This is a genomic window from Dyadobacter chenwenxiniae (assembly GCF_022869785.1).
Classification (GTDB): domain Bacteria; phylum Bacteroidota; class Bacteroidia; order Cytophagales; family Spirosomataceae; genus Dyadobacter; species Dyadobacter chenwenxiniae.
The window spans coordinates 2,548,227-2,572,692 of the sequence record NZ_CP094997.1; the positions used below are offsets into that span (position 1 = coordinate 2,548,227).

Annotated in this window: 20 protein-coding genes and 1 pseudogene; 12 read left to right on the forward strand and 9 right to left on the reverse strand. The window is 43.4% G+C overall.

Annotated elements, in window-relative coordinates:
* The first annotated feature begins 149 nt into the window (after window positions 1-149).
* From MUK70_RS10430 to MUK70_RS10455, 6 genes and pseudogenes are all read left to right on the forward strand, one after another.
* On the forward strand, window positions 150-575 hold the full coding sequence (locus MUK70_RS10430) for a VOC family protein (protein ID WP_234656238.1): 426 nt from the start codon (window positions 150-152) through the stop codon (window positions 573-575).
* A gap of 56 nt (window positions 576-631) precedes the next feature.
* Window positions 632-793 (forward strand): annotated as a pseudogene (locus MUK70_RS10435) (DMT family transporter); the annotation flags it as partial.
* 413 nt (window positions 794-1,206) lie between these two features.
* The gene (def, locus tag MUK70_RS10440; protein WP_234656237.1) at window positions 1,207-1,794 is read left to right on the forward strand and encodes a peptide deformylase; all 588 of its coding nucleotides are present in this window, start codon (window positions 1,207-1,209) and stop codon (window positions 1,792-1,794) included.
* 4 nt (window positions 1,795-1,798) lie between these two features.
* Window positions 1,799-2,017, forward strand: coding sequence for a hypothetical protein (locus MUK70_RS10445; RefSeq protein WP_234656236.1), 219 nt, complete (start codon window positions 1,799-1,801; stop codon window positions 2,015-2,017).
* Window positions 2,018-2,327: 310 nt separating this feature from the next.
* Complete coding sequence (locus MUK70_RS10450; RefSeq protein WP_234656235.1) at window positions 2,328-3,188, forward strand: helix-turn-helix domain-containing protein; 861 nt, start codon at window positions 2,328-2,330, stop codon at window positions 3,186-3,188.
* Window positions 3,189-3,284: 96 nt separating this feature from the next.
* Window positions 3,285-4,385: a medium chain dehydrogenase/reductase family protein gene (locus MUK70_RS10455; RefSeq protein ID WP_234656234.1), complete on the forward strand. Its 1,101-nt coding sequence runs from the start codon at window positions 3,285-3,287 to the stop codon at window positions 4,383-4,385.
* 45 nt (window positions 4,386-4,430) lie between these two features.
* Here MUK70_RS10455 and MUK70_RS10460 read toward each other — a convergent pair whose 3' ends face one another.
* The 3 genes from MUK70_RS10460 to MUK70_RS10470 all read right to left on the reverse strand — a co-directional run bounded on the left by MUK70_RS10460 (window position 4,431) and on the right by MUK70_RS10470 (window position 8,149).
* Window positions 4,431-5,528, reverse strand: a complete 1,098-nt coding sequence (locus tag MUK70_RS10460) for an adenylate/guanylate cyclase domain-containing protein (RefSeq protein ID WP_234656233.1) — start codon at window positions 5,526-5,528, stop codon at window positions 4,431-4,433.
* Window positions 5,529-6,080: 552 nt separating this feature from the next.
* Window positions 6,081-7,112, reverse strand: coding sequence for a tail fiber domain-containing protein (locus MUK70_RS10465; RefSeq protein WP_234656232.1), 1,032 nt, complete (start codon window positions 7,110-7,112; stop codon window positions 6,081-6,083).
* 59 nt (window positions 7,113-7,171) lie between these two features.
* Window positions 7,172-8,149: a T9SS type A sorting domain-containing protein gene (locus tag MUK70_RS10470; protein ID WP_234656231.1), complete on the reverse strand. Its 978-nt coding sequence runs from the start codon at window positions 8,147-8,149 to the stop codon at window positions 7,172-7,174.
* A gap of 639 nt (window positions 8,150-8,788) precedes the next feature.
* On the opposite strand from MUK70_RS10470, the gene MUK70_RS10475 reads away from it, so the two are divergent.
* The 5 genes from MUK70_RS10475 (at window position 8,789) to MUK70_RS10495 (ending at window position 13,600) form a co-directional block, all read left to right on the forward strand.
* Window positions 8,789-9,286, forward strand: coding sequence for a GFO_1088 family ECF-type sigma factor (locus MUK70_RS10475; protein WP_234656230.1), 498 nt, complete (start codon window positions 8,789-8,791; stop codon window positions 9,284-9,286).
* Window positions 9,273-9,725, forward strand: a complete 453-nt coding sequence (locus MUK70_RS10480) for a PG0215 family putative anti-sigma factor (RefSeq protein WP_234656229.1) — start codon at window positions 9,273-9,275, stop codon at window positions 9,723-9,725. The genes MUK70_RS10475 and MUK70_RS10480 overlap by 14 nt, the downstream gene beginning before the upstream one ends.
* Window positions 9,722-10,228, forward strand: a complete 507-nt coding sequence (locus MUK70_RS10485) for a DUF4252 domain-containing protein (RefSeq protein ID WP_234656228.1) — start codon at window positions 9,722-9,724, stop codon at window positions 10,226-10,228. Before MUK70_RS10480 ends, MUK70_RS10485 begins: the two co-directional genes overlap by 4 nt.
* Before the next feature lie 97 nt (window positions 10,229-10,325).
* Window positions 10,326-12,689 carry a S41 family peptidase gene (locus tag MUK70_RS10490; RefSeq protein ID WP_234656227.1) on the forward strand — a complete coding sequence of 788 codons (2,364 nt, stop codon included), beginning with the start codon at window positions 10,326-10,328 and terminating at the stop codon, window positions 12,687-12,689.
* Window positions 12,690-13,201: 512 nt separating this feature from the next.
* Window positions 13,202-13,600, forward strand: coding sequence for a hypothetical protein (locus tag MUK70_RS10495; RefSeq protein ID WP_234656226.1), 399 nt, complete (start codon window positions 13,202-13,204; stop codon window positions 13,598-13,600).
* A 1,089-nt stretch (window positions 13,601-14,689) separates the two neighbouring features.
* Here the strand turns inward: MUK70_RS10495 and MUK70_RS10500 are convergent.
* From MUK70_RS10500 to MUK70_RS10520, 5 genes are all read right to left on the reverse strand, one after another.
* Window positions 14,690-15,967 (reverse strand): ComEC/Rec2 family competence protein, encoded by a 1,278-nt coding sequence (locus MUK70_RS10500; protein ID WP_234656225.1) that lies wholly within the window; start codon window positions 15,965-15,967, stop codon window positions 14,690-14,692.
* A 10-nt stretch (window positions 15,968-15,977) separates the two neighbouring features.
* The gene (locus MUK70_RS10505) at window positions 15,978-17,372 is read right to left on the reverse strand and encodes a RagB/SusD family nutrient uptake outer membrane protein (protein ID WP_234656224.1); all 1,395 of its coding nucleotides are present in this window, start codon (window positions 17,370-17,372) and stop codon (window positions 15,978-15,980) included.
* 12 nt (window positions 17,373-17,384) lie between these two features.
* Complete coding sequence (locus MUK70_RS10510; RefSeq protein ID WP_234656223.1) at window positions 17,385-20,561, reverse strand: SusC/RagA family TonB-linked outer membrane protein; 3,177 nt, start codon at window positions 20,559-20,561, stop codon at window positions 17,385-17,387.
* A gap of 98 nt (window positions 20,562-20,659) precedes the next feature.
* On the reverse strand, window positions 20,660-21,706 hold the full coding sequence (locus MUK70_RS10515; RefSeq protein ID WP_234656222.1) for a FecR family protein: 1,047 nt from the start codon (window positions 21,704-21,706) through the stop codon (window positions 20,660-20,662).
* Between the two features lie 72 nt (window positions 21,707-21,778).
* Window positions 21,779-22,357 (reverse strand): RNA polymerase sigma factor, encoded by a 579-nt coding sequence (locus MUK70_RS10520; protein ID WP_234656221.1) that lies wholly within the window; start codon window positions 22,355-22,357, stop codon window positions 21,779-21,781.
* Window positions 22,358-22,469: 112 nt separating this feature from the next.
* On the opposite strand from MUK70_RS10520, the gene MUK70_RS10525 reads away from it, so the two are divergent.
* The gene (locus MUK70_RS10525) at window positions 22,470-23,018 is read left to right on the forward strand and encodes a putative glycolipid-binding domain-containing protein (RefSeq protein ID WP_234656220.1); all 549 of its coding nucleotides are present in this window, start codon (window positions 22,470-22,472) and stop codon (window positions 23,016-23,018) included.
* Between the two features lie 181 nt (window positions 23,019-23,199).
* Here the strand turns inward: MUK70_RS10525 and MUK70_RS10530 are convergent, their stop codons facing one another.
* Window positions 23,200-24,441: an ArnT family glycosyltransferase gene (locus MUK70_RS10530; RefSeq protein ID WP_234656219.1), complete on the reverse strand. Its 1,242-nt coding sequence runs from the start codon at window positions 24,439-24,441 to the stop codon at window positions 23,200-23,202.
* Window positions 24,442-24,466: the final 25 nt, after the last annotated feature.

The window sequence follows — 24,466 nt, forward strand, 5'->3', positions numbered from 1 at the left end:
AGACTGCGATGTAGATAACGTGAGGCGATGACATTTGTAATGTACTGTAAATTCGGTTTCCCTTTAATTGCAGAATTTCCTTTTGGATGTCGCAATTCTACTATTTTTAGAAGTGCCACGCACATAATTTTGAAAAAAAAAAGCAAAACATGGAGCAGGCAATTAATTTAAGAGGACTAACAACAATTAGTTACTGGGCAGATGATTTAAAAGCTGCAAAGAAATGGTACACCAAAATACTGGGGGTTGAACCTTATTTTGAAAGACCAGATCCTGAAAACCCTGCGTATATAGAATTCCGTATTGGGGATTATCAGCATGAACTGGGCTTAATTGACCGAAAATACGCACCGCCTATGCCTGCGCAGCCCGGCTGTGAAATTGCTTATTGGCATGTTGATAACATTGAAGAAACTTTGAATAGCCTCATTGCTCATGGTGCGACGGCATACGGTCCTATAACCGAATATGGCGTAGGATTTATTACAGCTTCTGTAATTGATCCTTTCGGCAATATCTTAGGTATAATGTACAACAAGCATTATGTTGAAATTTTGAACAATCCTAACATATAAATTGGCCATCTTTTTTTGGTGGGAGAGGTTCTCAATATACCGTGTTTTGTAATAGAATACCCATTGGAACCGCCTACGCCGTATGGACAGGTATTGGTGCAGTTGGCACGGTCATCGTAGGCATACTTGTATTTGAAGAGCCTGCCAGCTTCTGGCGGCTCTTTTTCCTGAGCACATTGATAATTTCTATCGTTGGATTGAAATTCATTACCGAATAGCTAGTAAAAATAAGCCTGGATAAAGCCTATGATTCGTTCCTTACGCAAACCCGATCTACCTATGCGCTTCAAGCCCTGGAAAAATCGGTTTGCTGGAAGATATCTTATGAAGATTTGCAAAAGGTTTATTCCCAAACACAGGTTGATAATGTCCTGGGACGCCAAGCGGCTGAACGTCTGTTTTTGTTCAAAAGCCGGAGGGAATTCTCCTTACTGAGTCAAACTGCTACGGAACGCTATCTGAATCTTTTCATTGATCAGCCGCAACTGTTAAGATTTGTTCCGTTAAAGTACATAGCCTCGTACATTGGCATTACGCCACAGGCATTAAGCAGAATACGCAGATCAGTTAGTTAACCAAGGTTCATTGGCCCGGTGATTTATTCTAGCGAATTTTTAAAAAAAACAAAGGAATGATATTACCAATTTTCGCCTACGGATGTAGCACGTTAAGACAGCCCTGCACTGACGTTCAGACAAATGATTCTATTGTGGCTTCACTCATCGACGATATGTGGGAAACGATGTATCACGCAAATGGTTGTGGGCTGGCTGCACCTCAAATTGGTCGTAATATCAATTTGTTCATTGTGGACAGCAGAGGCACTTATGAAGGTTTAGAGGCCGATCAGCGCCAAGATTTTTTTGACGAAAATGATAAGGGTCTTGTCGAGACGTTTGTGAACGCTAACATAGTGTGGCGTTCAGGCCGCGTCTGGACTGACGATGAAGGTTGTCTTAGCATACCCGGATTAGTCCTGCCAGTAACTAGGAGTTGGTCGATTAAGATAGAATACTCCGATCAGCATTTTGTAAAAAAGTCTCGTTTTTTTGATGGATTAACTGCCCGCATGATTCAACACGAATTTGATCATACCCGCGGCATCCTGCATACCGATTATCTCAATTCCTTGCGAAAGAAGCTGGTGAAGAGTAAATTGAAAAGGGTGAGCAAAGGCCTTGTCAAATCGGCTTATCCTATGCATTTTTCTAAAAGATAATAACATGTTAGGAATCAATGCTGCTATTTGCGGCGCCAGGGTCAGATATATGACCTTTACACACTATGAACCAACGGTTAGGATCAGTTTAGAAAGCATTTCCACATCCATATTTCATGTGAACGGATGGATGTTGGACAGATCGGTGCAGATGGTAAGTAATCTTCCAGAGCGCAAATCGACACTTTGGAACGACAGTTATGCGATAAGAAATGCGTGCTAATTGAAATACCCATCGTGTAAAAAATAACTTTGCAGACCATTCTTAGGAAAGTCTGCGTCTTTCATGGTAAGTGGCGTGGAAAGAGCAAAGTTGCGTTTCTTCAAAACCAGGCATAGATATTCATATAGCGCATCTACTGACTCCAGGCTTAACGGATCAATCAGAGAGGTAGGATCCGAGCATATAGTTATGCTAATTGCGTTCGTGTGTTAAGTGATAGACTTGTAACTAATCGTGGTTTCATTAAATTTGATAAGGCCAACCTAGCACGCTAGCGAATCTCGGTATTGTAAGAAAACCAACAGAAGCAATGGAACAAACGGATATAAACGGTGCGTCATTTTTGATAGAGGCACCTTTTGAAGATGTGATCAATAACTTCTATCATCTGTTTGTTGCCTCAGATGGACAACCTATCACCAGGCATGTTTGTCCAAATTTGGAAATGATGCTGGTATTTAACTTTGGAATACCTGTACGCATTTCCTTTCACAATAACCCTCTGGATGTGGAAGTTATCCGACGTACCGCTGTAATTGGCCCACTCCGCCAGATGCTGAACTATGAACTGCTGCCCGGTGCAGACGGTTTGGTAGTTAACTTTAAATTCAATGGTTTTCAGCGCTTATTTGGTTTGCCTTTAACAGGACTGACTAGCGAAGAAGGGACAGGTGCGGAGATTTTAACAGATGACGGTCGCTTTGATCGCCTTTGGGAAGAATTAGCAGCCCTACCTACAACAGAACAAAGAGTAAGTGTATTTAACCAGTCCGCCATAGGCTTACTTAAAGAAAATGATCAGGTAGTGCAGACGATAATCGGTAACCTGGCCCAGTTTTTCAACCCCTGTGTAGACCCGGTAAAAGCCATAGCGGCTGATACCCGTCTTTCGGAAAGAAGTATCCAGCTCAAGTTTCAAAAACATACCGGCTATTCCGTTAAAGAGCTGCTCCGCTTTTTGCGCTTTAAGGAAGTCATTGCTTACATCCTTGCCCGGAGCAATCAGAAAATAGCTATTTTCGATCTGATCGCCACGCACGATTATCATGACCAGAGCCACCTAATTAAAGACTTCCAGTATTTCTTAGGCGTGGCGCCTCAGCAGTTTATTAAAAACTTAGACAATGGAAGTTTCTGCGTAGTTGCCGATACTTATCCGGCGCAGCCATAACATACTTTAGTCCTTAGCGGCCATTTCGTTTTCTTACAATTTCCCCGAAGTCCATCCATATACATTTGTACTGTTCATTTAAATCAAACAGCAAAGATGGAATCACTTACAGAAAATGGAAACAGGATTACGGGTAATACTGTAAATCACCAAAATGTTCAATCCTTAGAACAAACCAGGTTTAATACCACAGAAGTAATCATGCCGGGTATCGTTGAGCCGGAAGGGTTGCTGGTTAAAACCCGTGTATTAAATGACCCTGCTGCCGGACAGGTAAGTGTAAAAGTGGAAGCCAGCGGCATATGTTTTGCCGAGCAGTCCATGCGCCGTGGCAGGTATTACGAGCAGCCCAAGTTTCCTTTCGTTCCGGGCTATGACCTGGTTGGTACTGTTGTTGCAACCGGCCCGGGCGTTGATACAACTTTACTAGGCAAACGCGTCGCTGCCTTGACAAAGACTGGCGGCTGGGCAAGCTATACCCTGCTTCCGGCCAGCGACCTGCTGCCTGTCCCTGAGGATATTGATCCTCTTGAAGCTGAAACGTTAATTGTTAATGGCATTACTGCCTGGCAAATGCTGCACGTCAAAGCCCGGATCAAGCGTGGACAAACGATCCTTGTTCATGGTGCCAATGGTGGTGTCGGAACAATTCTGACACAACTGGCCCTTTATGCTGGCGTCCGGGTAATCGGAACTGCTTCACCTCGTCACCATGAAGCATTGCGGGCGCAAGGCGTGCAGCCGGTAGATTATAATGATACTGATTTAGCGGGGAGCGTGCTAAAACATTCACCCGGTGGCGTAGATGCAGTTTTTGACCATGTGGGTGGAGCAAGTTTTGCCAGATCTTTTGGCCTGCTTACCAAAGGTGGCGTGCTTGTATGTTATGCCATTGCCTCAGCACTAAATGACACTGGTAATATTCTGATCCCGTTTCTAAAAGTACTGGTACAATTAGGATGGTGGAATATCCTGCCTAATGGTCGCAAGGCTTATTTTTACAATATCTGGGACGGAAAAGGCAGCGAAACTTTTCAAATACAGCTAAGGGAAACTTTTACGCAGCTCACCACATTGCTCGCTAGCGGAGTCCTTAAACCTCAAATTGCTGCCCGGTTTCCTTTGGCGCAAATCACAGCTGCCATGAAATTGGCCGAATCACGGACAGCTTATGGCAAGGTTGTGCTTGTCCCTTGAATTAAGAGCAGCACTATTAAAATTAATGTGGTATCGAACAGCACTCTATATATGAGAGGCTGAAATGGAAAATATCTCTATTTTTTTATTTCGGCCTTTCAGCAGGTTCTCTCCCACCGATCTGATCTCGTAAGTGGCCGGAAGATGAAGTATTTTGGCCAGATCCTCAGATACCAGCAGGTCGGCATTGAAATGATTGCAAAGTCCCTGGATTCTTGCGGAAGTATTAAGAACGTCACCTGTAAATATAATTTCCTTTTTCAGCGATCCGATTTCCCCGGCAGTAACCATACCAAAATGTAGGCCGGCTTTAAACGCCGGCAAGATGCCGAAGTTGCTGTTGTATTTTTCCTCCTGCTTCTTCAGTGCGTGTTTCATAGCGAAGAAGCACTCAATACAATTATTATTTACTAACCCGTCTTTCAGTTTCCAGCTGACGATCATCTCATCACCAGCGTATTGATAGATTGTACCGGCATAATCAATAACCGCAACTGACAGGTCAAAAAAGTATTCTTTTAACATCTCGAAGTACCTGACATGCCCAAGATTTTCTGCGATTGTAGTCGAGGACTTCATATCCAGAAACATAAATATCCGCTCTTCCTCTACCGGATGATGGTATTTCCCTAAGAAAAAATTACTCAAGGTACCCGGTCCGATACTCTGGCTAAATTCAGCATAGAATTGTGTAATCAGAATTATCGAAGCAATGTATATCGTAAGACCGACCGCAGCGTAGTCAGTGAAGAATGCCAGGGCTGGTGATACCAAGTTTTCAAAAGAATGCTCACGGTGCGTATTTAGTCCATTCATCAACAACGTGACAGCCAGAAAAATGATAGTAATGATCAGGTAAAGAAAAGATTTAAATACGATCTTTCTGGCGAAGCTCTTTTTGATAAACCACTTACTGAAATAACCAATCTCGAGAATGCCGGTAATTAGACCCATCATCAGGCCTGCGACAGGGATGGCAAAAATGTTTGCTGCAAATTTGTACTGATTGCCTGTCGATGGATAGTGGTCCAGATCTCCAAGAATACCTCTTTCCAGCATGCAATAAATCAGGCTAAAAATAAACCATAATACGCCAAAAGGAATGACACGGGCAACATCTCTTCTGGTTTTCGGTGACAGCATGGATTGGGGTATTGAGGACTGATTTTCAAAATAACCCTAAATTTTCAATAGAAGCCCCATACATGTAAAAAAGTATATTATTGATGTGTCTTGATTTTTGTCAAGTGGAGTATTTATATAGATTATTGCATTCCAAATCGGGCATTAATTTTTCACTCTATGTTTATCGGACACTTCGGACTATCCATAGCAGCTAAAAAAGGCAGCCCAAAATTTTCTTTGGGGCACACGGCAAAACATGGTGCTACTTTTGATAAAGTGGATCAAAAGCGCTTGAATGGTTGTATGGGGTCCTAGAATTTACGAAAAATATTATAGCCAGCACCTTGGCCCTCACTCGGGTTTCGCCACCAAGTGTTCTCTTCCCATAAAGCTGGCGAGCATTGCACGAGCGGAATTTAAGTGATCGGAAACATCGATATTTGCGGGCCCACTTTGGCGAACCCGCACGGGCTGGCATTACTATTTTGTCACCTTCAATATCAGACTTATTACCCGGATTCTCAAAGGAACTTGTTATAATGCTCTTCTACCCTGTGAGCAAGTTTCACTTTATTTCGATAACGTTGAAATGGCGCCGGAGGCCATTAATGTGGATAGCTGTTTTTCGAATTGCTGCATTTTCACTTTCAGCGACTCTGTTTCAGCTTTCATAGAAGTCTCCGCTTGTTTCAGGTTTTTGTTTTCTGCTTTTAAAGCTTCTACTTCCTTAATTAAAGCCTGGATTGCGATCAGGTTAACGCCATCAAAATCAGCCTGGTTAATAGACTTATTTTCTCCGATTAGCCCCAATTCGTCGCGCCCGAAGGCTGCAAAAAAGTCCTGAGCCATTGGGCCGTAATGACGGTATTGCTTCACATCCTGCCCCTTATAGTTCCAGCTTCCCAGCCGCATCCCACTGATCTTTTTAAGAAACAGCGCTCCGTCGGTAGCACGAAAGTTTTCTTTTCGTGTTGAGTCGGATACCACTGACCATGCATAAGCATTGGGTTCGAGCTGTACTCCGGATGGGAAATTATCCTGTCGGGCGTTGGAGGTATATAAAACATAACCACCGGCAAAATGCGTCATCATCTGGTTATTAGCTGTGGTATTGTAAGTGGAACCCAAACTATTACTATCATCACCAATAATAAATGACCCTCTATGATCTGCTCTAACCGAAGAACCCATAGCCGTTGAATAATCCCCACTTGCAAATGTCCAACTACCAAAGGCAGTTGAGTTTTGCCCGCTAGCTTGTGTGCCAAACCCCATAGCCGTTGAATAATCCCCGTTAGCTTTGGTAATAGCACCGCTGGCGAAAGAATACCGGCCTACATTCGCATTGTCCCAATGGGTATAGTTGTTTTCGTCATTAGAAATCCCGCCGGCCCGGAAGGCGCCCTTGCTGCCATACCAGATCACTTTTGGAGAAGTCCCTGGTGTCTGTGATTGTACACCAGCAGTGTCGGCTCCAAATAGCACTGTTTTACCTTCCGCAACGTTCAAAAATGCTTTGGGTTCTGTTAAACCGATCCCAACCTGGGCATATAGACTGGTAGAAACTGCAATAAAAAGAGAAGAAAGTAAGGTTTGTTTCATAGTTTTTGTTAAAAGTGAATGGATAATTAATTTTCCATTCCGGAGTTAAGTTAAATAAGTTATTGCTTGATCACTTTGACTGCTGCTGTACTTCCATCTTTCAAAAGTAGTTGTACCACATACAGACCAGCAGGAAAATTTCTTATATTAATTTCTTTGGACAAAGGTTTTTTGTCAAATTCTAAGAGCGTGTTTCCCTGTGCGCCCAATAGTTTGACAGTGGCAATTTTATCCCAGTGGTCCATGCTGATCCGGACTTTATCAACGGCAGGATTAGGGTAAAGGGCAATTTGGTAAGATTGCTCAAAATGAAGCTCACGGATCGTGCTGTATGCATATGACTGATCTTTATCCACCATTTTGAGACGGTAGTAGTTAGTGCCTGCTGCTGGCGAACCGTGCGAAAAACCATAGTTTTTCAAACCATTGCTTTGATTGGCTGCTGTGATCTTTGAAAGCGTGTTCCAGTCTTTCGCGTTACTGCTATGTTCCACATTGAAATAGTCACTGTTGGACTCATAAGTAGTTGACCAATTCAGACTAGCAGCTGATCCTTCCTTTTTAGCTTTAAATTCCAGGAGGGTGACCGGAAGAGCTCCATGCTGTGCCGCCGTGACGGTTCTAAAAGTGATAGGAGCTAGCAGATCATTATAAATGTAATGCGAGGTGTTATTGACCACGCTCCCAATTGTAGTAACCGGAGCTGCATTCTGATAAGCCACCTGAAGCATCGTTTCAGTATTCCTGTTAAGTTCTGATGCAAGATAAAACAGCCCGAGCCTGCCTGTAAAGGTGACCGGTGAGTCAAAAGTATAAACGCGTGCAATACTGGGAGGACTTCCCGGTAGTGCAGTTGGCGAGATTGTTAAGGTGTTATTCACGATACCGAAAGCCGCCGTTGGCCGGAATGTGAGCCCATCAATACATACATCCGTACCTGGAGAAGTGTAAAAGCCCTCTGTTCCTGAGGTAAATTGAGCCGTGGCATTAAAAGAACATAACGGGGCCAGCAGGCAAAAGAGTAAATAATGCTTCATAAGCAACGGGTTAACAATTAGAATGATGGAATAATACGTGGATATTACTCGGGATCAAAGGTATGGTTTTATAGAAATAATTTTACAAGCAGTTTATAGTGTTTTATATGAAGTGTCAATAGGCCAACAACCGGTTTGTCAAACGACAAATCTCGGATCCATTTGAGGATTACATAACTTATCATCAAGCAGAATAACCTAACATTCTGATTTGATAGACGGGCTTAAAAACATTGCCGATAGGTTCAATCTCATCTCCGTAATAGTGTTCAATGGAGCCGTCATTGGAGATATGAATATGGCGCGTGGTCCCGCTTCCATATTCTGACCGGAACGGCTAGACTGTTCCATAATCCGGTATTCACCCTGATCATCTTTTTCAAAAACTAGCTTTTTGCCCTCAATTTCCAGCTGATGAGTATACCCTTGTGTAACAATTGTCAGAGGGAATTCAATAGCTGTGCCTCGATGTTCGACTGGAAGTACTAGGGGTTCATGCATGTCCGAACTTAGAAAGGAATGTATACAAGATTAAAATATTTTTGAATGGGCAGAACTTCGTAATGTTAGGTAGACAAACAGGCATGGCTAAAAATAATTGTAACTTTTAGATGGGCCGTTTTGTCTCCTTAACAAAACATGATGAATCCGAAACTTTACAATCTCTTTATAAGCAGCCAGCGAAAACTTTATCGTTTTGCGCTATCGCTTACGAAGGATGTAAATGATGCCGAGGACATTCTCCAGGATACACTTCTCAAACTCTGGAAGCTACGGGAAGATTGGGGCAGCTGGGAAAATTTTGAGGCTTATTCTATGCGCATGATACGTAACGAATATCTGAATCATACTAAAAAGCTAAAAGGCCGGGTATACAGCAGTCTGGACGATATTCCCGAAGGGAGCGAACCTAGCCAGACAGACACAGACATGACCACCGATCACTTGATGTTTCGCTTTAATTCTCTGACAAGTAAACTACCGGATATCCAAAGAAACATTCTGCATCTGCGTGAAATCGAGGAATTGGAATACAAAGAAATTGCGAAGGTCATGGGTATTACTGATGCGCAGGTAAAAGTGTACTTGTACAGGGCTCGGCAATATTTAAAAGATAAAGTTCATGGAAAAAGATAAGATCGAAATACTTTTAAAAAAGTACTGGCAGGCCGAGACAACCATAGAGGAAGAAAAGTTAATCAAAGCATTCCTGTCAACCCAAGAAGCCAATGAAGCATTTACAGCTGACAAGCATTGGTTTGGAGCCATTAAAGATGCGAGTAATACAGGGCATGGGGAAGTTCACTTCACGGTTGATCAAAGCAGTAGTAAGACCTTACCCCTCCGTTACCCTATTTGGTTTAAAATTGCAGCAACTGTCATCATAGTGTCCGGCCTGACTTGGGCAGGAGTAAATTATAATCAGAGAGTACAGTACCAAAACGAGGCTCTGGCCCGCAAGAGAGCAGAGTCCAGTCTGATGACAATGTCAAATGCGCTTAACGAAGCCTACCAGCATCTTAACAAACCAACTGGTTTAATAAACAAAGGACAAACAGAAAACTATCCATTATGAAACGGATCTGCTTTATATATATAATCCTGTTTTCAAGTTATTATTCCTTCGGACAGGATAAATTGGCACCAGAACCAAATCAAACATTTATTGACTTGTACTTCAAGCAATATGCCGGCATGCCAGGCTATTCCGTAAACACAATGGGTGAAGCAATGGTGAAACGTTCTAATGAAACCGGAATGTGGTCGCACCCAAGTATAGCCCGCATTATGAAGCAGGTGAAAACCTATAAATACCTCAGTTTTGACAGCTCGCCTGAGAAGTCAAATCAAATCATCAGCCAGTTGGACACAGAGATGAAAAAAAGCAGTATTTACAAAGAATACTACCGCTGGGAGTTAAATGGCAAAACTTCCGGTATAATCTATACGCGAAGCAACGGAAATAAAATTACCGAACTGGTCAACGTGTCCGTTGGCAAGAAAAACTTTCTGGTGAGCAGTTTTCTAGGCGATAACATTGATTTAGAAAGTGTTCGATCATTAGCCATAGGCAGATAAAGCTCGACTAGTCAAGATCTTCCCACCCCAGGGATGCTACGTTTATCTGCGTCCTCTCCTCAGTCAATTCCAAAATCTACATTTTTAGAAACCACCCATGAAATTTATAGCCAAAACGCTATTGACTCTCTATGCTATTTTACATTCTGAATTTGGTTATGCAGAAACCATTCAAAATTTACAAAATCAATCCGATTCTCTTCAAATAGCCAGGATTGCAAGTTTCGGCAAAGTATGGGGAGTGATCAATTACTTTCATCCAACCACTGGAAAAGGTGTGCTAGCTGTTGACAGTCTGGTGATATCCAATATTGGCGCGTTATTGGACGATCCAACGGCTAAGGGTTTTCAGAAAGCACTTTCAGCAATGTTTTCAAATCTGAATGATGCTCACTCAGGAATTATAGATAAAAAAGGCCTTACTATCTACACGACAGATATTGAGCCTGACTTGAAACTAAGCTCTCCGACCGCAGGAATATTATATGTGACTGCTCCTCAAAGCATATTTAGAAAACACCTGGCGCTAGATTCCGTTCTTACACCGGAAGTAATTGCTTCTCACCGATCCTTCATTATTGATTTACGGAATACAGCGATTGACAATAACGCTGGACTGAAACAATATACACAATTAGTACAGCCGCTGGTTGGCAAGTTGATAAACCGGACTTTGATTTTACCTACGGCACGTAGCTTTTATTACAAGGGGCTTATGCGCCAAGACTTCCCCCATGATATCAATATATTGCCGCAAGATGAAAAGGGTGAAATTGTAGGTCATTTGCAAGTCCACTACGGTATAAGGAGTGTTTCCGAGGGTGGCTATCTTTTATCTAAGCAAGACACATCCTTAAAATCCAAAAGATTCTGCTTCGTTGTTAACCGGTATGTCAACGTTAATACGCTCAAAGCACTATTAGCTTTGCGCAACCGTAATTTGTGCAACATTATCTTTCAAGGTGAAATGCCTGACTATGTTTATGGAGATTTTCATAGCATGGAACTACCGGATAACATTTCTGTGAAGATCAGAACATCAGAGCTGATTTATGAGGATGGAACATTTGGATCGACACCGGATGCCTATATAGCATCTCAATCAGGTACAGATTCTCAACAACTTATCATCAAAGAAGCTGGTCGTCTGTTTAGCCATCCTATAAAACACGCTCTTCCCAAACAGGTCGAGAACACTGTTTTCATTCGTAAACCCCAGTTCGATTATCCTTCAAAACAAGTACCTGATTTGAAATTACGCTTACTTGGATTGTTTAACTTTTGGAATGCCATTTACTATTTTTCTCCCAATAAAAACCTGATCCCTGGCGATTGGAGTAAAGTCCTGACTCATTTCATTCCTAAATTTATTAAGGCGGAAAACGACTCCCTTTATTTCCTAGCATTGATGGAGCTAACCACATCTATCCAGGATGGCCATAGCATATTAATAAACAAGCGAGGCGGTAGGTCACCTTTTGGCATTATGGATGGAAACCTTCCTATTGGGACGGACGTGGTAGATAACAAGGTTTTTATAACAAGCGTACTGGCAGATACAGCGCAGCGCCATAACTTATCTCAACTTAAGGAAGGCGATGAATTGATTGCCATTGATCATGTTCCGGTAAGCACACTGGCGAAGCGATGGGAAAAACTGATTGTGGCTTCCAATAAAGCCGGGTTTAGCCGGGAGTATTATTTTACCTGGCTTACAAATGGAGCATTAGGCAGTACTGCCATAATTACAGTTCTCAGTCACGGACAGGTTAAAGACATTGTTCTGCGCAGAATCAAGAGGGATGACTATTACAATTTAAGAGGTAAAATAAATCGTTTTCCCCTTAAAGAACCATTCTGTCAGATACTGGAACCCGGTATCGGATATATGAGAATCAATAGGCTTTTTGTGCATCAGCTCGATAGCTTATCTCGCATGCTTAAAGACTGCAATTCGATTATTTTGGATGCAAGAGGTTATCCCCGGGATAGTCACATAGGCACTGAATTGGCATCCTATATAGCCGCAAAGCCGGATACAGTGGCATATAATGAATTTCCTTTTGTCACAAGTCCTGTTTTATCAAAAAATCATTTACTTATTGAACATGAAATTATTCAGCCCAATTCAAACAAATTCTTGAAGGACAAGAAGTATTTTATACTTGTAGATGAAGGGATTCAAAGCCAGGGAGAATGGAATGTAATTGCTTTGCAGGGTGTAACGCGCGCCACTACTATTGGTACGCAAACAGCTGGTGCAAACGGGATGGCTATTACTATTAATTTCCCAGGCCAATATTTTTCGTTCTTTTCCGGTTTCGGTGAGTACTATCCAGATGGGACGCCAAATCAAAAATTGGGTGTTAAGATTGATATACCCATAAATAAAACACTTCGAGGCTTTTTGAACGGCGATGACGAAATTTTGCAAAGAGCACTTAGTGAAATCCGGAGATAGGCTAATAAATTCGGCTGCTGGCAAGTGACCTAAGAATCTTAGTGCTGGGTCAAGGCTGCTGACAATTTGCGTTTAATGATTGTAGCTTGTTGCATATAGTACATCGGTTACATTTATATTTGTGGGATTAAAACGTCAATGTGATATATGAAATACTTCTCGATTTTATGCGTCCCTCTGCTCCTTTCAGTGTTCCTTTTTTCGTGTCAAGATCATGTAGGCATCCCTACCGAAGACCACCAAATACAACAGCCTATTCTGATACGCATCAATTTAATAACAAGTATAACAATGGCTTACTGGAAGAGGTTGAAAATGGTGAGCAGAATGCTTGGAAATTTGTTTATGAAAATTACTGAACAGGCTCATACGCTCACTAATATTTCCCCGGAGACTAGGCCGCTTAATCTTATTCACTTTTCTTTGTGTGATGCTTTTAGCTCGGGCAGATGTGTACGAACATTCTTGAATAACTCTGCGGTGATGTCAGTCTCTGATTCAATCATTTTTCGATGAAGATCTTAAACCTTGGATTGGCGATGTTTGATGGGGACAAAAAACCGTTGTACGCCAATTTCTTACTCGTCGGATCTTTTCTCATGGTTATCATCCATAGCTTGACGGGCTACATGGCCGCAAAAAACATTGTATCAGGAGAAGATATTTTGCAGTCGATGATTAAATATCACAAAAAGCTTAAAGGATACGCTATGGTTTCATTGCTGACACGGACGGTCTCATTGATTTGCCTATTAATTTTCTTTGTTTCTTCCGTAGAGCTTGATACTGAGAAAAACTGGACGCTTTTTGGCCTGGTCTTGCTCGTTGCCATTCAGGCTTATATAAATTATAGGATATGGTCTGCCAGAATAAAGAGAATAGGTGATTGCATTGAAAATTGGCAGTCGTAAACATAAGACATTAGGCTACCACATTAACTAAGTGTTGATCATATACTACCATTTTATGTTTGCCCTTATATATGCGTAAAGAGTGGGTTTGCCAATATCAAAAGGTGAACTCAACAAAATATTGATGCACGCGGTGGTGATCGTAACTAACCGATCCACCAAGTCTAGCGAGTCAAGGCCGAGCAAGTTTATCGAACCGAACAAAAGGGCTAGATAATCATAACGTAATAAAAGAAAGCTTTGTACCGGCTCAGTAGCATTTAAGGACCTTAGGCTTATATCTAAAAATGCGTATGAAAAATAATCTCATCATTGCAATATCAGCCTTGGTCGCCTTATTGTTGGCGATCTCAATCGATGGTTCATTCAGGTACGTCCTGCTAGGTTTTTCAATAACGGCCTTTCTGATCTTTTTTCTCAAAATTTTTAACCGAAATAAAACCACTTAGCAGCAATATCGTCCTAGCTCCGGAAGCCAAACTGGTGGGTTTAATATCAGCATTCTGATAAGAAAGATGTCAAATTAGAGGTAATACGAAGGTTGTCTGCAGCAAGTCACAATGGGCCCGTCAAAAGTGCGTATGTTATTTATTGATCAGCTATTTTAGTTCGATACCACAGCTCGGGGGCTGTTTTCATCGAGTAATCCAGGAATGCCAGATATAAAATGGCTAACGTCGACCAAAGAGCTGAGCGATGAATTTGAAATTAAGTTTCCGCACATCGAAATCTCGGACTTTAAATTCCATATTATAAATTCTTGGGTATGACTGAGAGTGGTTTGATACCGCTTGTATGTAGCATTTGCGTATTCAACGTTGATCAGCTGTTACTTCAACAAACGTATAATTACAACACAAACGCAGCCTTGCAGAAAGCCTTGACTTGTTACTTCCGTTGAACATAATGTTAATTCTACAAACTCTTTGAACTTTGATCCATGCGCTCGGGCCTACTTTGGACAAATCTTGATGTTTTCTTCGTGAGTAGAACGCTAAGCTGTTAGCAGGCATTAAGTGTTGATATAAATATTATCGACCCTCACTTGGTAGTAAGGCTTTGTAGCCCAGGCGGTTCGTCCAATCCTGTTCATTCCGAAGCAAATGGTCCAAATACACCTTTGATAGTAACTTTGGAATTAACAGTTTCGGCAATCAGAATGTAAAACTGGTTTCCTCCGGGGAGTACGCGTACGATCACATGCCCGAACATACTTTTGTATCCCCTCGTAAACCAGAACCCAAGTGTTGCCTTGGTTACTTCCTGAATATTGGTGGCAAAAATATTCTTTTCCCCCTTGTAAATGTGATTCGAAAGAAGCCTGTGCATCACTTCCTGTCCAGGATGGTCGCTGCACCAAGTTTGTTCAATAACCGCCTTGGGTTGCAAGCTGCCTAAAAAATTTTCGTTGGTAGCATCCCGGTTGCCGTGGTGGTTTAATGTGGTCACCTCCACCTTGCCTACTGCTTTGGCCATGGGGGTTTCCGTATCAAACCAGGTTGGCAATCCAAATCCCTGTAAACCCGTGTTATCCCCGCCAGTGAAATAGTCGAACTTACCGTAGGACAGTTTGATTGCCAAGCTGAGCGGATTTTCGTTGAACTTACCCTTTGCATCCAATACGCTGTCCGCAGGGAAATATTCAAAAGTATTGTCACTTATACCCGTCCAGATTGTCCCGTTTGTTTTGACTCCCCGGACTTTAAAATCAGAATATTTACCTGTATTATTTTTCAAAACAATCTGACTTACAGACCCCACTTTCAAACCTTCGGCAGTCAAGCCATTTTTTTGCTGATCATTGATGAACTGTTGCAGATTCAAAAAGATGCTTGACTCTCCTTTGTACGCTTCTCTCAAATCTGTTGGAAAATTATAGCCAGGATAGTTTCTGTCTATGATCTTTTTAATTGGGATCAGTGTTCCTACTTCCGTCATTCCGGTCAATTTGTAGTTGCCACCCGGTGCAGTTTTGGTTCTAGGCGTGATTAAGCCAAAGTGATCGCTGTGGAAATGGGTGATAACCGCGTAGTCCAGGACAATTTTCTTGTTTTGCGGCGTTACCTGGCGAATGTAATCTGCAATCCACTGCCCTGCCGTTTTACTGTTGTCAGGATAAGGCGGCGTGACAGTTAATGGCAGGCTTTTAACCGAAACAGAGTCGTCCATATCCCCTGCATCGACGAGCATGGTTGTTCCGTCGGGTAAGGCGAAAAATGTGCTCACTCCTCTTCCGGTGTTGATATGATGAATATCCAGATACCCCTCTTTCCAGATTAACGACGTTGTGTCCGATTGTGCCAACGCGGCACCGGCTGAGACGATAAGCAGGAAAAAGCAACTTAACAAATGTTGGAACAGCTTCATTTGGATACGGTTAATATGCAGGATTTTGAATGATGGCAGGATCGGTATCAATCTGATTTTGCGGAATTGGTAGGACCAGGTTTTTTGCCGACACTGTGATCGGTTTATTGTTTGCCGTAAACCAGCTATTCATGACTGTAATTGCCTGACCGGTCCTGAGCAGGTCCAACCAGCGGTGCCCCTCACCTACCAGTTCTAATCTCCTTTCCAGGTCAATCGCTGCGCGTAAATCGCTTTGCGTTGTCGAAGCAGTGTTGGTCAAACCTGCGCGCTTCCGCACCAGGTTAAGCAGATTTTGTGCCGAGGCGAGGTTCCCCAATTCATTTTCAATTTCTGCCTGCATCAACAACACATCGGCATACCTGAGGACAACCACATTGCTGCCTCCATCTGTGATTATTTCCGCCTTCTTCAATTTATTATTGAATGGAACTCCGGAAGGGGTCAGCGCGACGTATGCGCCCTTTCGTGCATCATTTTGAGTGTATTTATTGTAAAGTTCAATGGTTGGCAAATTATGCCCTTTCGCGCCGCTTACTGTGCCCGATGGCGCAAATTGTTGATACATCGTGCTTCCTTCTGTGTTTCCATTAATCCCGGAAGCAAATTGTACTGCAAAAATGATCTCTTGGTTATTTTCATTCGAAAGCGAAAAAACGTCTTCCACGGACGGCAAAAGCGCATGAGCATTCGGGGCAATGAGCGCATCGAGCTCTGTTTTGGCTTTCTGATATTCTTTTTGGGTCAAATAAACTTTGCCCAGCAATGCCTGTGCGGCGGTTTTAATAACACGTCCGGGCTGACTGGATGAAGCGGGCAATGATGGAATAGATTCCGACAAATCTTTAATGATCTGCTCATAAACCTGTAAAGTATTTGCTCTGCCCTGCCCGAAGAAAACGTTGGGATCAGTTGTTTCATCCAGCACAAGCGGAACATCACCGTAAAATCTGACCAAGTTAAAATACATCAGCGCACGGATGAATTTAGCTTCCCCGATCCGGGCATTTTTAGTAATATCCGCTTTAAAAGTCACGTCATTAATCCTGGCCAGCACTACATTACAGCGCTGGATCGCCACATACGACATCCGCCAATTATCGGCCACAGCGCCATTGGCCGGAATGGTTTTGAATTCATCCATATCGCCAAAGACAGCCGCATCATTTGCAGGAACTTCGTCGAAAGTATTGTCAGATGGAATCTCTCCCATGGCAGGCAAGTTCAATCCATATAGCCCATTATTTTGCAAAGCGGCATAGATGGAATTGACGTATTCCTCTACCTCGGTTTCTGTTTTCAGGAATACGCCGAGCTCCTTGCTGGTCAATGGACGCTGTTCGAGCTGATCCGTGCATGCGCCAAAAACAAGCGTCATGATCAGGTATATGATGGTCTTTTTCATGTCTGATTTTAATTAAAAAGTAAGGTTGAAGCCTATCAAAAATGTACGGGCGATCGGATAATTGGAAGTGCTCTGGCCGCTGGTTAGCACCGAGGGTGTGGTGGCCTCAGGATTATAGCCTCTGAATTTGGTGAGTGTCAGCAAATTGTTTCCACTTACATATACCCTTGCCGCAGCTATGCTTGCCTTTTTGATCAATGCTTCCGGCAAGTTGTAAGAAAGTTGTGCATCTCTGAGCCGGATAAAATCCGCATCGTAGATAAACCGGTCCGACGCGCGTACAGACCGCCTTGCTGCCGAAAAGTTACCATAATTCGGTTGACCGAGAAATCCGTCGGGGTTGTGCTCGGGATGATAGCGGTTTTCGAAATAGTACTTGGTTGGCATCGCAAAACCCTCGCCAGATTCTTCCCGGGAAGCAAAATTACTTTCCATTACTTTACGCCCTTCAACCCCCGCAATGGAGAGTGACAGCTGAAAATTCCGGAATGTGAATGCATTACTGATTCCGTAGGTGAATTTTGGAAGGTAGGTTCCCATGGAAATCCAGTCGCGCGAATCGATTACTCCATCACCATTTTCGTCTTTCACCATGTAATCGCCCAGCAAAGTTCCTGGCAACTTGGGGATTGTGCCCAATTGCTCCTGCGTTTTAAAAATGCCAGTTACCTGGTATCCATAAAGTTCGGCTACCGACTCTCCGACTTTCGTAATAATGTTACTGTTTGAACCGGCGATGATCTGCGTCTGCCCGGGAGCCAGGGCCAGAACTTTATTTTTGTTGAAAGAAATATTACCATCTATCGACCAGCCGATTTTACCAAGATTAATGCCACCGGCCGATGCCGAAATTTCGAGGCCCGTATTTCTGATTTTACCAATATTCTGCAATGAAGTATTGAAGCCGGATTGCTGTGGAATAGGAACATCTAAAAGCAGGTCGGAGGTGGTTGCATTATAATATTCGGCCGTCAGATCGATCTTGTTCAGCAATTGTACGTCCAGTCCCAGGTTGTATGAGGTATTGGTTTCCCAGGAAAGGTTGGGGTTTGGCGTGGCGGCGGCACTAAAACCGGGTGCCAGGGTTGAGCCAAAAAGATAGTTATTGGCAGCATTCCCGCCTGAAATCAGCGCCAGCGAGCCGTAAGGGCCTATCTGATTATTTCCCGAAACACCCCACGTTGCCCTTGCCTTACCAAAAGTAATGAGCGATTGTTGCGGAAAAAAACCTTCCTTGCTCCAAATCCAACCTGCCGTAACAGAAGGAAATTTCCCCCATTTATTATTAACCCCAAACCTGGATGAGCCGTCGGTACGGTAGGTTGCGGAGGCAATGTAGCGTTCGTTGAAGATGTATTGAATTCTGGAAAGATACGAAACCTGCACCCACCGCTCGCGGCTTGGTTCTACTGTAAATGCACTGGCACCTGCAATGTTGTCTACATTATCGTCAGCGATATTTGTCCCTGTCACCAGGGTAGATTTGCTGTTTTCCCGCTGAAAACTGTAACCGGCCAGAACACTGAAATCGTGCTGACCAATTTTCTTGGAATAATTCAGGGTATGTTCAACCAGAATATTATTCAGCGAAGCATTGGTTTCAGATGCTGAGGCGGGTTTGGGTGCTGGTGTCCGGTACGCACCCAGGTTAGATGGATTATAAAAATCAAAATTGCTTTGCGCGAAATCGCCTCCCAGCACGAATTTGTATTTCAGCCCACTGGCGATTTCATAACTAACAAAGGCGTTTCCAAACATGCGGAAAAAGCTGCGGTTATTTTTGATCAGCTTGGCAGCTGCCACCGGGTTCTCAACCAGTGCACCGTCCTCAGGCCCGTTGGCAACGATCTGCTCACTGATAGCCAGACTTCCATCCTCATTATAGGGTTTAAAAAAAGGATACATGGCCGTAACCATCCCGATGGGCTCATCAAACCCGCCATTGGTATTGATAAATTTCTGGGTGGTGTAAGAAGGATTAAGGCTGATTCCAATGGTGGCTCTTTTGGAAATATCCGAGTCAAGTTTCAGTGTAGCACTGTATCTTTTTAAATTGTTGTTGATCAGAATTCCTTCCTGGCTGAAATGATTGAACGACGTGTAGTAAGAGGTATTTGCGCTGCTGCCGCTCACAGCCACATTGTAGTTGCTCATCGGCGCGGTCCTGAATATTTCGTCCATCCAATTGGTATTGACCAAGCCTTGCTCCTTTGCCAGATAAGGTGCCAGATAGTTCAATGGAAGCTCACGGAGTGAAGCGCCTTTTGCAATCCGGGTAGCCCGGTCATCCGAGACACTGCGGTTAGCGGGGTTTTTGGATACATATCCCCAATCCCTGGCTTCGGTCAGGTAAGTTGCAGCGTCGTAAGCATCCACATATTCAACCTTGTCTGCTTTTTGTTGAAAGCCGGTGTACACGTCCAGGGCAACATTGACCTTTTCCGACTTGCTTTTTTTGGTTGTGATCAAAATCACGCCGTTTGCAGCCCTCGACCCATAAATAGCTGCGGACGCCGGATCTTTCAACACTTCCAGGTTTTCAATATCGTTGGGGTTAATGTAGTTGAGTGACGTCCCCTCAGTCAGCGGAAAGCCGTCGACTACAATGAGCGGATTGCGGCCAGCGGTAAGTGTACCAATGCCTCTGATCACAATTTGCGGATTAGATCCGGGCTGGCCATTTGCATCGTTGACGACAATGCCGGCTGCTTTACCAGAAAGCTGCTGAGCAAAATTACTTCCGCTGTACGTGGACAGTTTTTCATTGCTGATCTTGGCTACCGAACCGGTAACAAACCGCTTCTGCTGCGATCCATATCCGATTACTACAAGCTGGTCAAGTGCATTTGCCGCTTCGGCCATGCGGATTGCAATGGAATTATTGTCCTTTTGTTTGATCTGAAAATCTTTCAAAACCTGACTTTCAAAGCCAACAAAACTGAACAGAAGGCTGTATGATTTGCCCTGTTGCAGGTTATCAATTTTAAAAAGTCCCTTCTCGTCTGTCATCGAAAACGCTTTTTTCTCTGAGCCTGTTTCCTGGATCGCTATCGTTACGCCTGCCAGTTCCTCGCCGTCCAAACTTGTTACCGAGCCTGTCACCTGACTGTCCATTTGCTGGGCATAGGAAAGGCAGGGCACCATCATGAATAGTAGCATCAGCCACCTTTTCTGTACATTTTTCATCATCTGCAATTTGTTTTGAAAATAGTTTACCTGTTGCCCCGGAAGACGGAGCATGGAAAAAATGAAAACATGGTTATACGCGAACCCCGACCGGCACGAAGTTACTTTTTGACCTTTTCTATGGTTATTTTATTCTGTTGCTCTTGAAAAGTGAGGTGATTGGCGTCACATATTATTTTGAGAACTGATCTAAGCGAATCCGTTTCGAAGAATGACCCGGAAAACGAAATCACATTCACTTGCGGATCAGCACTCTCGATCCGAACTCCATAATGTCGCCCAATTTGGTCAAAAACATCTGATAATGGCTTTTGCACAAACATTAAGGTTTCTTTTCTGCCCGGCGTGGGAGCAGTTTTGAATTCCTGCCGCGACAAACCCTGCGGTTTTGCTTTACTTAACTCCTTCACAGTTGTCTCACCCGTGTCTTTGACATATTCGCATTCCTGTCCAGGATACAAATAGATCGCTTTCATGCGTGCAGCGCGCAGCACCACTTTCCCTTCAATCAACCTGACATTAATATAGTTTTTGTTGACCGGCGCATCTACCACAAAGGTCGTTCCGAGGGCTGTCGTTGTTAACGCTCCGGTATATACGCTAAATGGTCGGGCCGAATCTTTTGCAACTTTAAACTCAGCCATTCCGTGCAACGAAATGTCACGTTTATCCACTGAGAATGACTTATAATAAGAAATCCCACTTTCCGGAAAAAGTTTAATGACCGAGCCGTCGGCCAAGGCAATGTGCTGAACAGAGTCCGACGAATTGACTAATTGTACCAGTTCTTCCTTGCCAACTGCGGAATGCTGTGCTACTTCTTTGTGCGGCATGCCTCTCATGCTGTAAATGGCAAACATCCCCGCCAATACTAGCACCACTGAGGCCGCTGCAACCCAGTAACGCAAACTCCAATGCAGGAATGGTTGCCCGGTTTTTCGGGTACTGCCTTCCTGTACATTCATTCTGACATGCAGCCGGTCCAATAACTCATTTTTTTTCTCGCTGTTCAGCATTGTATCCTGCATATCCGAAAATTCGACCAGTATTTCTTTGTCATCAGCCAGCATTTGCAGAAGCTGAATATCTTCTGCATTCGTTGTTTGGCCAGCCCAAAATTTCTGTATGAGTTTGTCGAGTTCTTCCATGCTTTCAATCTAAATACGCGGAACGCTTCGCCGTGGTGGGTATCCGGTATGTTACGAAATTGTTAACTATATTTATTTGCCAAGATGCGTTAAGATATACAATAGCCACGCGGCATTTTTAGCCCCATGCACCTGGATATATTCTTTGAGGACTTTTGTAGCTGCAATCAAATGCTCTTTCACTGTGTAAACGGAGATCCCCATCATTTCCGAAGCTTCCTGATAGGATTTCCCTTCCAGCTTACAAAGGGTAAATACTTCTTTTCTTCGCGGCGGAAGCTGCTCTATCGCGTTGTAGAGCAGGTTTAGCTTTATTTCGAGGTCTTCCGAAGTCTCGTCCTGCTCGTCGATAATCTCAGGGATCTCCGCTTGCGCGATCACCTTTTCCCTGACCATTTTCCTGATACAGCTAATCGCTTTGTTTTGGCTTACCACCATCAGCCAACCTCCTACCGAGTTGTCAATGTCGATCTGATCCCAGTTTTCCCAAAGTGCAAAAAAAACGTCTTGCAAGATTTCCTCAGCCAAGACAGGCTGTCTGACTATTTTACTGACATTACGGTAAACAGCGTCACTGTATTGATGGTAGATTTCATCAAAAGCCTTTACATTATCTTCTTTAAAGGGTTTGCTGTTTTTTAAAACACCCATACTATTTTTAATGCGCGATACATCTAGTAAAATTAATCAAAATTCAGCGGCCGCATTATTTATCAAATTGTTAATTGGGCGATCATCTAGGCCTTGAACAGTAATCTACAACATGGGGACACAAATTAAATGGAAAGGTTTAGACGATGGCACGATCGAAAACTGTATCATTGATGTACGTAGCGAGAGTGTGCTCGTGACTTCTGAAATTTCAGGGCCAGACCTGGATATTTGCTATAAAATTAGGACAGACACACATTGGAAGACCAATTATTGCGAGCTTTTCGGACATTTCGGAGGCGTTAATTTTCAATTCTTATTTGAACGCGACCACCTTGGAACATGGATAGCTAACGGTCAGCCAGACAACCGTTTTGATCAATGTGATTATGTTGATATTTCACTTACCCCTTTTACCAATTCGTTGCCGATCAATAGGCTGGTATTATCTGAAAAAGAAGTAAGAGAAATAAGTGTAGTATATTTTGATTTAATGGACCGTACGATTAAACCTGTCAAGCAATGTTATACTAGGCTCTCGGCAAACCTATATCATTATGAAAATGTTCCAAATGATTTTGAGGCCGACATTCTCGTAGATGATAATGGCTTTGTGCTCGACTATCCGGGATTATTTACGCGTCAATCTGATATGCAATGACTTGTTCCATGCCAGATGATCGTGTAGGGATTCTCCCCACGAATCTCATCCTCCATTGAATTTGTAACTTCCTGCGCTTTGGCTTCCATAGATAAAAATCCCAGTCTCCACTGCCAAGGCCGGCCTCGATCGAGCGTGGCGAAATTTGGCTGTTTTGCTGAAAATGATAATATCATCTCCGTTAACTTTCGGCGGGGCTGCAATGTCCGGACCTGCGATGCCCAATATCCTTATCCCTGATTTTTTTGAATGCAGGCATTAACTCATCCCAACCATAAAGGTCCAGTGTGGGATCACCGCTTCCAACATTCGGTGCCGATTTCTTGCCGAATGTTCCAGGATAGTAATGTATGAGCGGAAGACCTCCCAGCACGACCAGCAGGATCAAACCTGAGGAGGATATAAGTAGTCGTTCCAGGAGCTTGCTGCCAGCCGAGGCAACGAGGTGATCCACAAATGCGGCTGACAAGAGCATTAAACCGATAAACCCCGGCCCGCTCCAGTGCGGGAGTGTATCGCGAAAAAGAGATATGGCGGTGGTACAACCAATAAGAGGCAGGCTGCACCAGAGAAGAAGCTGCAAATCCGGGTCCTGCACAAATGCACGTTTCCTGCGAATTGCACTGATCAGCAGCAGATAAATGCCGAATTGAAAAGGATTACTGTACAAGATCTGACCGATTGTCGTTTTCAGAAAAGACTTCCCATTCAATCCCATTCCTTCGGGTTGAACCCTTTCACTGTGAAAATGCCAGGTGATAAAATCGTTGTTAATATTCCAGATCAGAATTGGAGAACTTATGGCTGCTGTGATAATCATCGACAAATACAGATATGGATTTTTGAGCCAATTCGACCTGTTGAAAACGATAAATACCAAAAAGCCCGCCCAGAGGAAAACGCCGTGTACCTTGCTCATAATAGCAAGCCCGGCCCAAATGCCGATCCAAAGTATGTACCTGTTTTGTGATTTAGCGGATTTACTACGGATACTTTGAAGCATACAAAAAAGAGCCGCCAGCCAGAAAACAACCTGAACTGAATCGGGCAAAATAAAGACGCCTGAAATAATGCTGGTGTAAATGGAGGTATTGTAAAGAAGAGCGGCAACAACCCCCGTCCGTTCATTTCGGATCAGTTTTCCGCTCTTTGCAATCAGCCAGGTATTAATGCCTGCGCCAACAATGGCAGGCAGGCGCATAAAAAACTCGTGATGAAAGTAAAGATTACCCGTGAAGATCCGGATGAAAATGCCGATCAATGGCGGGTGATCAAAATGGTTGAGGTCCGGCTGAACGGCGTAGGTGAAATAATATACCTCATCATTTCCCAGATCGGTAAACCAGGCTACAAAGCAGCGTATCAACGTCGAAATCACGACTATCCAGCGTACTGCGGATTTACTATTGCATGGCAGGAGCATATGCATTTGTCTGTTACCTATTCAA

Coding starts and splice junctions, on each gene's coding strand:
- MUK70_RS10430 (WP_234656238.1), top strand. CDS start 150: ATGGAGCAGGCAATTAATTTAAGAGGACTAACAACAATTAGTTACTGG.
- def (WP_234656237.1), top strand. CDS start 1,207: ATGATATTACCAATTTTCGCCTACGGATGTAGCACGTTAAGACAGCCC.
- MUK70_RS10445 (WP_234656236.1), top strand. CDS start 1,799: ATGTTAGGAATCAATGCTGCTATTTGCGGCGCCAGGGTCAGATATATG.
- MUK70_RS10450 (WP_234656235.1), top strand. CDS start 2,328: ATGGAACAAACGGATATAAACGGTGCGTCATTTTTGATAGAGGCACCT.
- MUK70_RS10455 (WP_234656234.1), top strand. CDS start 3,285: ATGGAATCACTTACAGAAAATGGAAACAGGATTACGGGTAATACTGTA.
- MUK70_RS10460 (WP_234656233.1), bottom strand. CDS start 5,528: ATGCTGTCACCGAAAACCAGAAGAGATGTTGCCCGTGTCATTCCTTTT.
- MUK70_RS10465 (WP_234656232.1), bottom strand. CDS start 7,112: ATGAAACAAACCTTACTTTCTTCTCTTTTTATTGCAGTTTCTACCAGT.
- MUK70_RS10470 (WP_234656231.1), bottom strand. CDS start 8,149: ATGAAGCATTATTTACTCTTTTGCCTGCTGGCCCCGTTATGTTCTTTT.
- MUK70_RS10475 (WP_234656230.1), top strand. CDS start 8,789: ATGATGAATCCGAAACTTTACAATCTCTTTATAAGCAGCCAGCGAAAA.
- MUK70_RS10480 (WP_234656229.1), top strand. CDS start 9,273: ATGGAAAAAGATAAGATCGAAATACTTTTAAAAAAGTACTGGCAGGCC.
- MUK70_RS10485 (WP_234656228.1), top strand. CDS start 9,722: ATGAAACGGATCTGCTTTATATATATAATCCTGTTTTCAAGTTATTAT.
- MUK70_RS10490 (WP_234656227.1), top strand. CDS start 10,326: ATGAAATTTATAGCCAAAACGCTATTGACTCTCTATGCTATTTTACAT.
- MUK70_RS10495 (WP_234656226.1), top strand. CDS start 13,202: ATGAAGATCTTAAACCTTGGATTGGCGATGTTTGATGGGGACAAAAAA.
- MUK70_RS10500 (WP_234656225.1), bottom strand. CDS start 15,967: ATGAAGCTGTTCCAACATTTGTTAAGTTGCTTTTTCCTGCTTATCGTC.
- MUK70_RS10505 (WP_234656224.1), bottom strand. CDS start 17,372: ATGAAAAAGACCATCATATACCTGATCATGACGCTTGTTTTTGGCGCA.
- MUK70_RS10510 (WP_234656223.1), bottom strand. CDS start 20,561: ATGATGAAAAATGTACAGAAAAGGTGGCTGATGCTACTATTCATGATG.
- MUK70_RS10515 (WP_234656222.1), bottom strand. CDS start 21,706: ATGGAAGAACTCGACAAACTCATACAGAAATTTTGGGCTGGCCAAACA.
- MUK70_RS10520 (WP_234656221.1), bottom strand. CDS start 22,357: ATGGGTGTTTTAAAAAACAGCAAACCCTTTAAAGAAGATAATGTAAAG.
- MUK70_RS10525 (WP_234656220.1), top strand. CDS start 22,470: ATGGGGACACAAATTAAATGGAAAGGTTTAGACGATGGCACGATCGAA.
- MUK70_RS10530 (WP_234656219.1), bottom strand. CDS start 24,441: ATGCTCCTGCCATGCAATAGTAAATCCGCAGTACGCTGGATAGTCGTG.